We start from the raw sequence: 12,593 nt of genomic DNA, 5'->3' as shown, positions 1-12,593 counted from the left end.
GAGCGGTTGAAAACCAATAGGATCAACTATGAACTATTGGCTGAAAAACTAAAGGAGAGCGGAAACCCCAGATTAGTACCACTGATCAAGATGCACGAGCCCTTTTGGTACAAGGAGTTGTGGTAGAAGTGAGTTACAACATTCAAGCAGCGGTGGACAATAAACATAATTTAGTTATAGCTACCCACACCATCAATCGGAACGATTTAAATGCCTTAGGAGCGATTGCTTTGGAAGCCAAAGAGAATTTGCAAGTCGAAACCCTGACCGTTTTAGTAGATAAAGGCTACCACAATGGACGCGAAATCGACCAATGCAAAAAAAATAATATCACCACCATTGTTGCCCATCCCACGCCAGGAAGAAGCAAAGAAAGTGCTACACAACCCGAATATTTGGTCGCTCAATTTCAATACAATAAATCTGATGATACCTATATATGTCCCAAAGGTGAAACTTTAAAAACCACGGGAAGATGGCACAAGAAAAGTGGTAGAACCGAGCAAAGTGGCTATCAATTTAAAAAATACCGAACACCAGCCTGCAAGGAATGTCCCGTCAAACATTTATGCACCAGTAGATCAGCAGGAAGGGAATTAAGCGAAGCGAATCACGAATACCTTTAAAAACAAATAAAACGAATGAGTAAATAGACCGAAGCGAATATGGGGATGCCGTTGAAGAAAACAATAAACGCTATCAAGAAAACCCGCAATTGTACCGAACTAGACAAGAGATCAATGAACACATTTTTGGTACCATAAAGCGCCAGTGGGGCTATAACCACACCAACTTGACGGGTCTGCAAAAAGTAAATGGAGAACACAGCCTGATTATGCTGGTCTACAACATCAAGCGCGCGGTAAATATTCGGGGCGTGCCTGATCTGATTGCCAGACTCAAGATCTGGAAATCACCTTACAAGGCCAAAGTCTGGCTTTTTCTAAAATGGACGTGTTTTAAGCTTTTTTCAAGCTCTTTTGGAAATCAATTTGTATTCGCAAACTAAAAAACAGCATCGCTAAAAAGGTATTCATGAAAGTCTGGGAACAGCAAATCCTTGCAAAATGGAAATGAAATGGAGTTTTTTCACAGCCTGACGTTTTCCGGCAGAAAATAATTTTCCCATTACGCCTTGGGTTTGATTCGAACCGTCGCCGAAAATAGTATCCATTGTAATGCCGTTGTCCATCATCATAAAACTTCCTGCTTCAGCCACAACAGCTTCCTGCGGATCCAATTCAATTTCAACATATTGCATTTCTTCTCCAAAAATCTGGTAATCGATTTCGTGTGATGTCATTTTTAACTATTTTTGATTGCACAATAAATTTAGAAAAAATAAACGAATCTGTAGAGATTTAAAATAACAGCAGTGATGATTTTGGTCGGCCTACGAAAATTGCATGAAGTAATTTGAAAATAAGAACTAAATTAAAACGGTGCTGGCTGCTATTAAAAGCCATCTTTTTCCGTAGAATTTCCAAGTTCTGGTAACGCGATAATTTGCCTTAAATGCGATACCCAGAAAAGTGCCATCTCTTTTTTCTAATGTATTCACGATAGCCACGTTATTAAAAATATTTATTTCTCTTTCTAAAATTTCAAGAAAAGTAATATTCATGACTTTCATATCGTTAATTTGAAGTTTATTCCTTCCAATGAAAGTTTCTCCGTTTTCGTTTGTGTACACAATATCCTCGTGAATTACTTTTTCGAGCAATTCCTTATCATTGTTGGTCAACGCTTTAAGTAATTCTATTTCAGCTTGAAGAATTACATCTTGATGAGTTCTAGGTATTGTATTAGACATTGGGAACCTAAATTTAATAATTATTTTCATATAAATAATGAAAAAAAAAATTAAAACTTATCTGATAAAAATTTAGGTAAAATTTAAATCCAAAAGCAGACGTAATACGTAAATTTGCAAGCAAATATTTCTCAATATAAAAATCATGGAACAATTACAAGGAAGAAAAGCATTAATTACAGGAGGAGGCAGAGGTCTGGGCAAAGCAACAGCATTGGCTTTAGCTGCTGAAGGCGTTGATGTTGCCATCACTGGGAGAAATGAAGATGTTCTTTTAGAGACAGTGGCAGCGTTGCAAGCATTTGGCGTGAAAGCAATTCATTCTGTTTTTGACGTAACTAATTTAGAGGATGTGAAAAGAGGAATTTCTTATATAACGGAAGCCTTTGGACACATTGATATTTTAATTAATAATGCGGGAACAGCTACATTTGGAAGTTTCCTTGAAATGGATCCGGTGAGATGGCAAGAAATTTTGAATGTAAATGTCATGGGAATTTACAATGTGACGCATGAAGTATTGCCGAAAATGGTAGAAAGAAATACAGGAGATATTATCAACGTGGCTTCTACTGCTGGTCTTCGTGGCAACGCAAATACCACAGCGTATACTGCCTCAAAATTTGCAGTGGTAGGTTTTTCCGAAGCTTTGATGATGGAAGTAAGAAAGCACAATATCCGTGTTTCAACATTGACGCCAAGCACCATTGCCACAGACATGTCATTATCTTTAAACTTGACTGACGGTAATCCGGACAAAGTTTTGCAAGCAGAAGATTTTGCAGAATTGGTAGTAGCGCAATTAAAATTAAACCGAAGAGCAATGTTAAAATCAGCTTCTTTATGGTCGACTAATCCATAAAACAAAAAAAGAGTTGCATTTTTAATTGCAACTCTTTTTTTTTATTTAAGTTTTTTTATTCTAAGACAAAACTGATGGAAACGTTTGATGTGATTTCAATCTCTCCGATCGCCAATGTTTCTTGCGGCATTCCATCTGCGCTTTCTTTCATTGAAGCCATGGCGTACATTCTTGGCTGTGGAAAGTTGGTTTGAGAATTATCTGAAACTAAAATTGCTTTCCCGATCTTTTGGTTCAAAGCCACTGCATAATCTGTTGCTTTGGCTTTTGCATTAACCACAGCCGCTTTTCGGGCGTCTGACTCATATTGTGCCAATTTTGTAGCTTTAAATTCCACACCTTGAATGTTATTGATTCCGGTATCAACAAGACCCATCATCATGGTGTCGTATTTTGTCAAATCTCTCAGGGTTACTGAAATTTGCTGTGAAGCTATAAAAGAAGTCTTCTTCTTGTTGTAATCATAATTTTTGTGCAGGTATACCTGTTTTGTCTGGTAATCTGCGGCTGCAATTTTCAATCCTTTTAAGTATTTGATGACCGCATCAACGGTTTGGTCATTTTTCTTTTTAACTTCTGCAGCATCGTTTCCGGTGTTTTCAACACCAATGGAAATGATGGCATAATCTGGCGTTACTTTTATTTTTCCTTCCCCCGAAACGCTGATTTGCGGAACCTGTTTGATTTCTTGTGCATTTGATAATGTTGTCATAACGACTGCCATTAAAACTAAAACTGTCTTTTTCATAGTGTTTTGTATTTATTTTTAATACGTTTTTCAAATTGCGTGCCAATGTTTGAAAGTTGACCGCTATTAAAATGGCTTTTAGGCTAACCCTGATGGCTGTAACTATCCTTTTGTGCTGGGGTTCAGTACAAAAGATAGTGAATCCAGCAGGAAAACGGACGGCAAAAAAGTACTGGACATTCGTTCAAAATCATTTTAAAGCTTGCCTAATTTTGCCATGATAAATAAAATGATGATGGGAACGGCTAACAAAATTACAGTAAAGGTGTTTTCAGTGACCAATGACGGAACCTGAGAAATGGTAATCGCATAACCGCCGATTGCGCCTCCAAAATGTGCGGTATGGCCGATGTTGTCGCTTTTGTTGCGCATTCCGTAGATCGAATACAATAGATAAAGGATTCCGAAAACGTAACCGGGCATAAAATAAATTTCAATTCGTGGTTCCAATAAAATTCCGGCATACACGATTCCTATTACGGCTCCAGAAGCGCCGACGGCTCGATAATTATAATCATTTTTGTGGAAAAACATAGTGAGAAGGTTGCCAAAAGCAAGACTTCCGATATAAATGATAAGGAAAGGAAGGATTCCTAAATTCATAATGACATAAGGTGCAAAAAGATACAAGGTCAACATATTAAAGGCTAAATGGGCAATGTCAACGTGCAAAAATGCGGAAGTAAACATTCTGATTTGTTCCCCGGCACGAATGCTTCCGACGTGAAATTCATATTTTCTGAAAAAAAGCTTGTCGTTGAAGCCTTTAAAGCTGACCAGACAGTTGATGGCGATGATAGCAATGAGCGAAATATCCATAAAATTAATTTTGAGGGCAAAAATACGAACAGTTTTTGTATCCTTTGTAAGTGTTGTATTAATATTGTGCGTAATGCTTATATTTGCAAAAACACCTTCCGAATGCAATTATTGATTTTTATTATTTTATATCCGATTCTTTGGCTGATTTCCATGTTGCCGTTTCGAGTACTTTATTTTTTTTCTGACTGTACTTACATATTGATATACAGAATTATTGGGTATAGAAAAAAGACGGTTCGTGAAAATCTTTTGATTGCATTGCCACATTTATCTCAGGAAGAACGCCGTTTAATTGAAAAGAAATTTTTTCATCATTTTGTGGATGGATTTTTTGAAATGATCAAAACGATGAACATTTCGGATAAAGAACTGTATGCACGTTTTAAATTTACCAATTTAGGGGTGTATCAAAATATGGAAAAACAAGGCAAAAGTATTGCTATTTTGTGTGCGCATTATTCCAGTTATGAATGGCTGGTTTCGATGAACAAACATATTAGTTTTAAAGGTTTTGGGATTTATAAAAAGTTGAAAAATAAATATTTTGATAAATTAATCAGAGATATTCGTTCTCGATTTGATGCCGATTTAATTGATACCAAAGAAACGATTAACGTGATTGTTTCCAACGAAAGAAAAGGAATTAAAGGTGTTTACGGTTTTGCGATGGATCAATCTCCAAAAGCTTCAAAAGCATTTCACTGGGCTGAGTTTTTTGGAATTAAAGTTCCCGTTCACACAGGTGGTGAGATGATTGCAAAGCGAATGAATATGAATGTGATTTTTGTGAAAGGAAAAAAGATCAAACGTGGTTATTATGAAGCGACATTTGTGGAAATGGTTGATAATCCAAAAGAGGTTCCGAATTATGAAATTACTGATATGTTTTTGAGAATGGTGGAAGCGCAAATTCTAGAAGCTCCGGAATATTATCTTTGGACACACAAACGCTGGAAATATGCTGAAAAAAGCGAAGAAAAAACTGAAATACCGATGTAATATCGGTATTTTTTTTGCTATAATAATTTTTAGCTAACACTTGCTTAATGTTAAATTGCTTTTATTCAAGGTTTAATGTTTATTTTTGGTAAAAATTTCCCTAATGATAAAAAAATACTTTTTAGGTTTTATCCTTTCTTTGGCGAGTTCCTTTTCTTATGGACAAATTGTAATTAATGAAATTGATTCAGATACTCCTGGTGCTGATTTAAAGGAGTTTGTGGAATTAAAAACGGCAACTCCCAATTTTTCACTGGATGGCTATGTAATGGTCTTCTTCAACGGTAACAATGCCTCTGCAAGCACCGGTAACAAGAGTTATTTTGCGACAAGCTTAAACGGATTGGTTACAGATATCAATGGTCTTGTTGTAGTTGGAAACATTGGAGTAGCTCCAGTTCCTGCAAAAATATTTTCAAATGCAGCTATTCAAAACGGTCCTGATGCAGTGGCTGTTTATCAAGGAACGTATGATGATTTTCCCTTAGGAACTCTTGCCACAACGACAAATTTAGTTACTGCTTTAGGACACGGCACGCATACTGGCGATGAAATGTCTGAATTGTTGGTTTTATTAGGCAACCCTCCTTATGCTAAAGAAGGAACCACAACGGCACTTTCACAAGTCAATTCTATCCAAAGAAAACCTGATGGAACGTACGAAGCGAAAACTCCAACTCCTGGTGCAAATAACGACGGTAGCGGTGTTGTTTTTAATGGAGTAACCATCAGCACTTCAGGAGAACAATATAATGAAGGGCAAAGTTTTTCTATTACTTTTACCACGCAGACTGCTGTTGCCAGTACTGTGACTTTTAGTTTTTCTTTAAACAATGAAACTTTTAATACCTCGGATTTTATCGGAAATACAACAGTTACAATTCTGGCTGGATCTTCCTCTTTTACAACCACGATTCAAATTGTTGATGATAATTTAGACGAAGGAGATGAACTGGTCAAAATAAAATTTGGAACACTCCCTTTTGGTTTTATTAGAATGAATGATGATGTGGAAGTCCGGGTAATTGATAATGATTTTACAGTTGCTCCTTGGGGAACTCCTTTAAATCCTACGTATGGAATTGTTGCCAATACAATTCCTGCCGGTTATTATGATTCCTTAAACGGAAAATCAGGTGTTCAATTGAAGCAAGCCTTGCAAGATATTATTGCAAATCCAGCAGTGGTAAGGTCTCATAATTATGGTGATAGTGTTGAAATTTTAAAGAAAGCAGATCAAAATCCTTTAAATAGCAATGAAGTTTGGTTGATGTATAAAGAAGTGAATCGTGCCAAATTTTTATACCAATTAGAAGAGAGTAGTAGTACAGGGAGATGGAATCGGGAACACATTTATCCGCAGTCAAGAGGCGGCTATGCTGGAGGCACTTCGAGTACTGCCGATGGCTTTGATATGTGGGTTTATTCCAGCGCAGATAGTTTGGCTCATGGTCATGCTGATGCGCATCATTTGAGAGCTGAAGATGGACCAGAAAATAGTTCGAGAAACAATAGAGATTTTGGATTGACGGATTATAATGGTTTCTCAGGAAATCAAGGAAGCTGGAAAGGGGATGTGGCTCGTGCCGTTTTTTACATGGCAGTAAGATACAATGGTTTGGAGGTTGTCAACGGAAATCCTGCGGATTCGACAATGGGACAGTTAGGTGATTTAGAAACGCTACTTCAATGGAATACAACAGATCCTGCGGATGATTTTGAAATGAACCGAAATAATTACATCCAAACGTGGCAAAGGAACAGAAATCCGTTCATTGATTATCCAGAATTGGCAAGTTATATTTGGGGAGCCAATGCAGGTCAAACCTTCACGCTTTCTAATGAAAATCACAATGAATTGAAATTGGTTTTGTATCCAAATCCGGCAAGAAATTCAATTACTATTGCAGGAATAAATGCAAATGCTACACTAGAAATATACTCGGTTTCAGGACAAAAAATGATAGTTACTGAGTTCAACGGAACGACCTCAATTCCTTTAAATTTGGCTTCAGGAATTTATATTGGAAAAATATATTCAGAAGGTAAAACGACAGTCAAAAAGATTGTAATACAATAGATTACATTTGATTACTTAAATAAAAAAGCGAATGGTTAAACATTCGCTTTTTATGTTAAAATAATTCCTAAGTACATTTATATGGCTGAAATAAATAGTATCTAAATTTGTAATTACTAATTTTTTTAAGTTGTCTTAATTAAAGTGAATTTTAAAAGTAGTACCCACGTTTGGCTCACTTTCAACAGACACATTTCCATCCATTGCATCAATTTGATTCTTAGTTATAAACAAGCCAATTCCTTTTGAATCTGGATTCTCGTGAAAAGTTTTGTACATACCAAAGAGTTTGTCGCCATATTTCTTTAAATCCATACCAATTCCGTTATCAGAAATCTCAAGAACCGTTTTTCCATTTTCATTATAGCTCTTCAATGTAACCGTTGGTGTTCTTTCGGAATGGCTGTAACGCAGTGAATTAGAAATAAAATTCAGTAAAATACTTTCAAGATAAGCAGGATTATAGTTTACAAAAACATCTGGATTTACCTTATTTTGAATCATTGCTTTCTTAAATTGAATTTGTTCAGAAAGTATATTTATCGTTTTATTTATATTTTTAGATAAATTTAAATTTTCAATAATCAAGTTTATATTTGTTTGAATATTAACTACTTCATTTAAATTATATAACGTTTCGTTTAAGGTGTTTGAAACAGTTTGAAGCATATTGATTAATTGTAAACGTTCTTCGTCGCTTTCTACCGTTTCAATTAACGTAGCAATGGATTGAATGTTGCTTGTGTGCGAACGTAAATTATGTGAAACAATATAACTGAAATTTAAAAGTCTTTTATTTTGTTCTGTCACTAAATCAAATGAATTGTTTAAATCTTTTTCGGCTTGTTTACTTTCTGAAATATCAATCATGATTCCTTTTAAAGTAACAGGTTTTCCGTTTTCTTTAATGACATTTACAATGTCGCGAATCCAAATAATTGAACCGTCTTTAGCGATCATTCGATACTCAAAGTCATATCTTGGATTCGTTTTGGATTGAAAAGAGCAAAAGTTAATCACCCATTCACGATCTTCTGGATGAATTGTGTTTCCCCAAAAATTTCCGTCACTCATCCATTCTTCTTTGCTGTAACCCGTGATTTCTTCTGCTTTATTATTGACGTAAGTAAAAGTATAAGTGTCATAATCACATTCCCAAACGATTCCATCAATGGTATCAATTAAAGATTCTATTTTTTTTTGCGATTGAATTATAATTTCTTCAGAAGCTTTTCGGACAGTAATATCTTCGGTAGAAATAATAACTCTTTCTAAGGTTTCTTCATGCCCGCGCATCAAATTCCAGCGCAGTGAAATATCCCTAAATTCTCCGTTATCCCTTTTTACTTTTGAATCAATTACAAGTGTTTTTTTTCCTTTTACTATAGCCAAAATTTGCTCTTTAAAAGTATCCATTGCATCATTATTGATGACATTATTTAACTGAGACATTAAGTCTTCACGGGTTTTTGGATAGTGAAGCGTTAGACATTCATTGTTAATATCGATTATTTTTACCAACGAAATGCAGTGCCTTACAAACTCTAAATTTGAATTTAAATACTCCCTGATTTCAGATTCTGATTTTTGGCTAAAATTCTTTTCGTCTAAATATTTTTTTAGCAATGAAAAATCTTCTTCCCACAAAGCAATTGGTGAATCTTCAAACAAACTTTTAAAACGAAATTCACTTTTTATAATTGCTTCTTCAGATATTTTTTGTTGGGTAATGTCTTCAATTATAGAGATGTGCGTAGACGGTTTTTCGTTTTTTTTCCAGATGGGAGAAGTTGTTTTATTCACCCAAATTATGCTTCCGTTTTTATGAACATATCTTTTTTGTATTGAAAAGCTTCTGATTTTTTCACTTTTTAAAGCTTCCATTTTTTCAGTATCCTCATCAAAATCATCTGGATGAGTAATGTCTCTAAACGATTTTGTAACTAATTCTTCAAAGCTGTAACCTAGCATTTGACTGAATTTTTTATTGCTTTCAATTAATTTTCCTGTCAAGGTATCTACGTGAACAATTCCCACAGCGGCTTGCTGAAAAATGGTTTTGAATTTAAATTCATTAGTGAGCAATTTTGTAGCTTGAGCATGAACAAGAATTTGTAATTCAGATGGTTTTTTTAATAGAGAATAAATAAAAAGCGATAAAAAACAAGCAAATAATAAACCTAAGATTGAAGAAGGAAGCAAATCAAAAAATATTCCGTAACGACTTTTGTTGATTAAATAAATTTTCCAATTGCCATCAGGAATTGACACTTCTAGAAAAGTTTTATCACTGAAGTTCTTTTTATTGGAAAGGAAAAAAACTTCTTTTCCGGTTAAAGGATTGATTTTTGAAAATTGGAAATAGTATTTTGAATCGTCAATTGAATTGATTCCAGAAGCTTCTAAAAGTGTTTCCAAATTGACAACTACTGCTGAAAACCCCCAAAACTTATTCTTTTTAAAAATAGGAAGCCTACCTACAACGCCCACGCCGCCTTGCTTTAGGTTCAACGGACCCGCAAAGTACATTTTTTTCGTTTTAATAGATTCAAGTGCCTCTTTTTGTAAATGTTTTGTATTTAAAATGTCAAAATCGAGGGTAACTTCATTTCCTTTTAAAGGATAAACATACTTTATCACACCACCAGGAAGCAGTTGTAAAGCATCAACAAATGAATTTGAACTTTTTAGTTTTTGGGAAATGGCTTCAAAATCTTCTGATTTTCCTTCATCATTCACTGTTAAAGCAACCGTGAGTGCGGTTGTGTACGAATTTTTTAAGTTTTGATTGATATTTTGCTGAACAACGTGAAGAATATTTGACATTTCACGACGCTCATTTTCCTTAATGACTAAATAGCGTTGTGAAACAAGAAAGGTAACGGCAGAAACCAAGATAATGAAAACGAAAAAAACCGACAACTTAGGTCGTGACAAAATCCAGCTTGATACGCTTGAAAATTTACTTTCTTTTTTAATCATTTGAGCATTTTGTATGCATTTTAAAAGACTAAAATATAAATTATTATATTATAAAGATAGTTGTTAAATTATCTCTTAAACTAAAATTGGTCGTTATTTTTTTTGTGATGAGTCAAAGTTAGAGATTTTATAATACTAATTCAGTAAAAAGGCGTAAAGAAATATCATCAAGATTACTGCACAATCCAGGGTGTGGCCTTGAAGTTTGAATTACAGAACTTCTTACCGCAGTGAGCCATCGAAACCTTGACGGTACATCAAATTGCGCAATCGGACCACCATCTTTTTTTCCTTGGCTTATTTTTTCAAAAGATTCTAAGTTTTTTTCAAGCTGTTCAAAATCTAAATCATTGGAAAAAGAACGCAATTTTTCTTCATTTATTTTATAAATAACTTTTATAAAACGCTCTCTTTTGCAGAACAGAATAATGCCTACATTCACGAACTCTTCGCGCTCCATCTTAGGAACCACACGAATCACGGCATATTCATATAAGTGTTTTTCTTGCATTTTGTGCTTCTTTTATAAAAATTTCTGAATTAGCTAAACGGGTACTTAAAAATTGGAAATAAATCTCCCGAATGTGTTCTGGAGTTTCATCAGCATCTTCCCAATCAAGCCAATCTTGTGGGATTAAATCAACGATTAATCGAATTTTTTCTTCAGTTAAAACAGACCTAAATAAGATATCGATTTCATTTAATTTTGCTGCTTTGGCTAACAAAACGTGGTCTTTTATTAATGCAAATGGACTTTTTGCGTGATTTTCCCAATTGGTGAAAGAATGGTGAAAATAAAGGCAAGCTCCGTGATCAATTAGCCATAGCTCTTTGTGCCAAATCAACATATTAGTGTTCCTGAAAGTACGGTCTACATTGGTAATGTAAGAATCAAGCCAAACAATTTTTGAAGCCAAATCAGCATCAACATCAGTTACCACCGGATCAAAATTAATAGCGCCAGAAAGATAATGGAGCGCTAAATTCATTCCTTGGCTTCCTTGCAATAAATCTTGAATTTCTTCGTCAGCTTCTGTTCTTCCAAAAGATTCGTCAAGATTTGCGAAAACCAATTCAGGAATCGGAAGCTCTAAAATTCGAGCAATCTCTCCGCCAATTAATTCAGCAATTAAAGCTTTAATTCCGTGACCAGCTCCTTTGAATTTTAAAACATATTTAAAATCATCATCAGCATCGGCAAGGGCAGGGAGCGAACCGCCTTCTCGCAATGGCGTGATATATCGCATTACATTAACAGTTCTTAAAGAAAGTAGATTTTTCATAGGCAATTCTTTGGCAAAAATAAGAGATAAAATGATCGCTCAAAATACGCTTGTAAATTTACGATATGAATTTTAAACAGCTACCCAAAAGGTGTATTTTTATATTGTTTTCAATAAGTTTTAAAAAATCAGCTAAAAACACTTTTCATTATCTTTGTTGAAATTATCGTTCAAAAATGGAAGGCTAAAGGAAACAAATCAGTTAAATCAAAAGAAAGTAGATAAAAAGAATTCGAGAGAAAGAAGCAGAACAACTTCGAAAAGAAAAAATTGAAATAAAAAGTATAATGAAGCACACTATTTTGAGTGATACTAAAAATTAAATTATGGATTTAAAAGTTTACGAAGGATTAAAAATAAGAGTGCAAGAGATTATTGATTTGATTGCAGAAAAAAATACTAAAGATGCAAACAATAAATTGACGTTAGTAAGCGAGAATTTAGACGAGCTTTTAGATCACGCAGAAGAAGACGATGAGTTGTTAGAAATCAGTCGATATCAAGTTTTATTGAATCAATTGCATCAAAAAATAAACGCAGAATAATGATACAAAATTGCCACTGCGGTTTTCAGAAATCGTTTTCTGAATGTTGTGAGATTTTCATTAAAGGAACAGAAAAAGCACCAACTGCCGAAAAATTAATGCGTTCAAGATACAGTGCTTATGTTGTTCAAGCGGCAGACTATCTTGTGAATACAACTCATATTTCTACAAGAAAATACCATTCAAAAGAAGATATTTTAAATTGGTCGAAATCAAACCAATGGATAAAATTAGAAGTTTTAAATACCACTGAAAATAGTGTTGAATTTAAGGCTTATTTCCTCGATTCTAATTTAATAGCTCAAATCCACCATGAAAAATCAACTTTCAAAAAAGAGAAGGATTGTTGGTTTTATGTTGATGGTAAGTTTTTCTAATTCAAACTTTAAAAATCATATTTTAAAAGTTTTCTCAAATATGATAAATATCATCAAATAATTTTAGGGCATCGTTCATATT

At 34.3% G+C, this 12,593-nt stretch carries 13 protein-coding genes and 1 pseudogene; 7 read left to right on the top strand and 7 right to left on the bottom strand.

All coding sequences use genetic code 11. The annotated features are described in order from the left end of the window. The first annotated feature begins 104 nt into the window (after window positions 1–104). Entirely contained in the window at window positions 105–626 is a 522-nt protein-coding gene (locus EG849_RS15980; RefSeq protein WP_262680245.1) for a transposase, read from the top strand. Between the two features lie 89 nt (window positions 627–715). Next, window positions 716–1,009, top strand: coding sequence for a transposase (locus EG849_RS15975; RefSeq protein WP_262680243.1), 294 nt, complete (start codon window positions 716–718; stop codon window positions 1,007–1,009). Between the two features lie 57 nt (window positions 1,010–1,066). Here EG849_RS15975 and EG849_RS14060 read toward each other — a convergent pair. Together EG849_RS14060 and EG849_RS14055 are read right to left on the bottom strand one after the other, a co-directional pair. Continuing rightward, window positions 1,067–1,303, bottom strand: a pseudogene (locus tag EG849_RS14060) (AIM24 family protein); the annotation flags it as partial. 126 nt (window positions 1,304–1,429) lie between these two features. After that, window positions 1,430–1,813 carry a nuclear transport factor 2 family protein gene (locus EG849_RS14055; protein WP_158611956.1) on the bottom strand — a complete coding sequence of 128 codons (384 nt, stop codon included), beginning with the start codon at window positions 1,811–1,813 and terminating at the stop codon, window positions 1,430–1,432. Window positions 1,814–1,958: 145 nt separating this feature from the next. Here EG849_RS14055 and EG849_RS14050 point away from each other — a divergent pair, with 145 nt between their 5' ends. Then, window positions 1,959–2,675: a 3-ketoacyl-ACP reductase gene (locus EG849_RS14050; protein ID WP_125013852.1), complete on the top strand. Its 717-nt coding sequence runs from the start codon at window positions 1,959–1,961 to the stop codon at window positions 2,673–2,675. A gap of 55 nt (window positions 2,676–2,730) precedes the next feature. On the opposite strand, the gene EG849_RS14045 is transcribed toward EG849_RS14050, so the two are convergent. Then, window positions 2,731–3,423, bottom strand: a complete 693-nt coding sequence (locus EG849_RS14045) for an SIMPL domain-containing protein (RefSeq protein ID WP_125013850.1) — start codon at window positions 3,421–3,423, stop codon at window positions 2,731–2,733. 195 nt (window positions 3,424–3,618) lie between these two features. Further along, window positions 3,619–4,242 carry a rhomboid family intramembrane serine protease gene (locus tag EG849_RS14040; protein WP_125013848.1) on the bottom strand — a complete coding sequence of 208 codons (624 nt, stop codon included), beginning with the start codon at window positions 4,240–4,242 and terminating at the stop codon, window positions 3,619–3,621. 102 nt (window positions 4,243–4,344) lie between these two features. Between EG849_RS14040 and EG849_RS14035 the strand changes: the two genes are divergently transcribed. Together EG849_RS14035 and EG849_RS14030 are read left to right on the top strand one after the other, a co-directional pair. Next, the gene (locus EG849_RS14035; RefSeq protein WP_125013846.1) at window positions 4,345–5,244 is read left to right on the top strand and encodes a lysophospholipid acyltransferase family protein; all 900 of its coding nucleotides are present in this window, start codon (window positions 4,345–4,347) and stop codon (window positions 5,242–5,244) included. Window positions 5,245–5,347: 103 nt separating this feature from the next. Then, a complete protein-coding gene (locus tag EG849_RS14030) occupies window positions 5,348–7,324 on the top strand; it encodes an endonuclease (protein WP_125013844.1) in 1,977 nt (658 codons plus the stop codon). A 135-nt stretch (window positions 7,325–7,459) separates the two neighbouring features. On the opposite strand, the gene EG849_RS14025 is transcribed toward EG849_RS14030, so the two are convergent. From EG849_RS14025 to EG849_RS14015, 3 genes are all read right to left on the bottom strand, one after another. After that, window positions 7,460–10,306 carry a PAS domain S-box protein gene (locus EG849_RS14025; protein WP_125013842.1) on the bottom strand — a complete coding sequence of 949 codons (2,847 nt, stop codon included), beginning with the start codon at window positions 10,304–10,306 and terminating at the stop codon, window positions 7,460–7,462. 127 nt (window positions 10,307–10,433) lie between these two features. Further along, the gene (locus tag EG849_RS14020) at window positions 10,434–10,817 is read right to left on the bottom strand and encodes a DUF3037 domain-containing protein (protein WP_125013840.1); all 384 of its coding nucleotides are present in this window, start codon (window positions 10,815–10,817) and stop codon (window positions 10,434–10,436) included. Then, window positions 10,795–11,589: a HipA family kinase gene (locus tag EG849_RS14015; RefSeq protein WP_125013838.1), complete on the bottom strand. Its 795-nt coding sequence runs from the start codon at window positions 11,587–11,589 to the stop codon at window positions 10,795–10,797. Before EG849_RS14015 ends, EG849_RS14020 begins: the two co-directional genes overlap by 23 nt. 326 nt (window positions 11,590–11,915) lie before the next feature. On the opposite strand from EG849_RS14015, the gene EG849_RS14010 reads away from it, so the two are divergent. Together EG849_RS14010 and EG849_RS14005 are read left to right on the top strand one after the other, a co-directional pair. Next, window positions 11,916–12,134, top strand: coding sequence for a hypothetical protein (locus tag EG849_RS14010; protein ID WP_125013836.1), 219 nt, complete (start codon window positions 11,916–11,918; stop codon window positions 12,132–12,134). After that, window positions 12,134–12,511 carry a YchJ family protein gene (locus tag EG849_RS14005; protein ID WP_125013834.1) on the top strand — a complete coding sequence of 126 codons (378 nt, stop codon included), beginning with the start codon at window positions 12,134–12,136 and terminating at the stop codon, window positions 12,509–12,511. Before EG849_RS14010 ends, EG849_RS14005 begins: the two co-directional genes overlap by 1 nt. The last annotated feature ends 82 nt before the right edge of the window (window positions 12,512–12,593 follow it).

It is taken from the genome of Flavobacterium macacae (assembly GCF_003865365.1).
Lineage (GTDB): Bacteria > Bacteroidota > Bacteroidia > Flavobacteriales > Flavobacteriaceae > Flavobacterium > Flavobacterium macacae.
Note: the sequence above shows the minus strand (reverse complement) of the source record. Positions and strands in the feature narration are given on the sequence as shown.

Bases quoted from the DNA above. Each gene is read 5' to 3' on its own strand.
- EG849_RS14035 (WP_125013846.1), top strand. From the start codon at position 4,345: ATGCAATTATTGATTTTTATTATTTTATATCCGATTCTTTGGCTGATT.
- EG849_RS14045 (WP_125013850.1), bottom strand. From the start codon at position 3,423: ATGAAAAAGACAGTTTTAGTTTTAATGGCAGTCGTTATGACAACATTA.
- EG849_RS14040 (WP_125013848.1), bottom strand. From the start codon at position 4,242: ATGGATATTTCGCTCATTGCTATCATCGCCATCAACTGTCTGGTCAGC.
- EG849_RS14050 (WP_125013852.1), top strand. From the start codon at position 1,959: ATGGAACAATTACAAGGAAGAAAAGCATTAATTACAGGAGGAGGCAGA.
- EG849_RS14015 (WP_125013838.1), bottom strand. From the start codon at position 11,589: ATGAAAAATCTACTTTCTTTAAGAACTGTTAATGTAATGCGATATATC.
- EG849_RS14030 (WP_125013844.1), top strand. From the start codon at position 5,348: ATGATAAAAAAATACTTTTTAGGTTTTATCCTTTCTTTGGCGAGTTCC.
- EG849_RS14025 (WP_125013842.1), bottom strand. From the start codon at position 10,306: ATGATTAAAAAAGAAAGTAAATTTTCAAGCGTATCAAGCTGGATTTTG.
- EG849_RS14020 (WP_125013840.1), bottom strand. From the start codon at position 10,817: ATGCAAGAAAAACACTTATATGAATATGCCGTGATTCGTGTGGTTCCT.
- EG849_RS14010 (WP_125013836.1), top strand. From the start codon at position 11,916: ATGGATTTAAAAGTTTACGAAGGATTAAAAATAAGAGTGCAAGAGATT.
- EG849_RS14055 (WP_158611956.1), bottom strand. From the start codon at position 1,813: ATGTCTAATACAATACCTAGAACTCATCAAGATGTAATTCTTCAAGCT.
- EG849_RS14005 (WP_125013834.1), top strand. From the start codon at position 12,134: ATGATACAAAATTGCCACTGCGGTTTTCAGAAATCGTTTTCTGAATGT.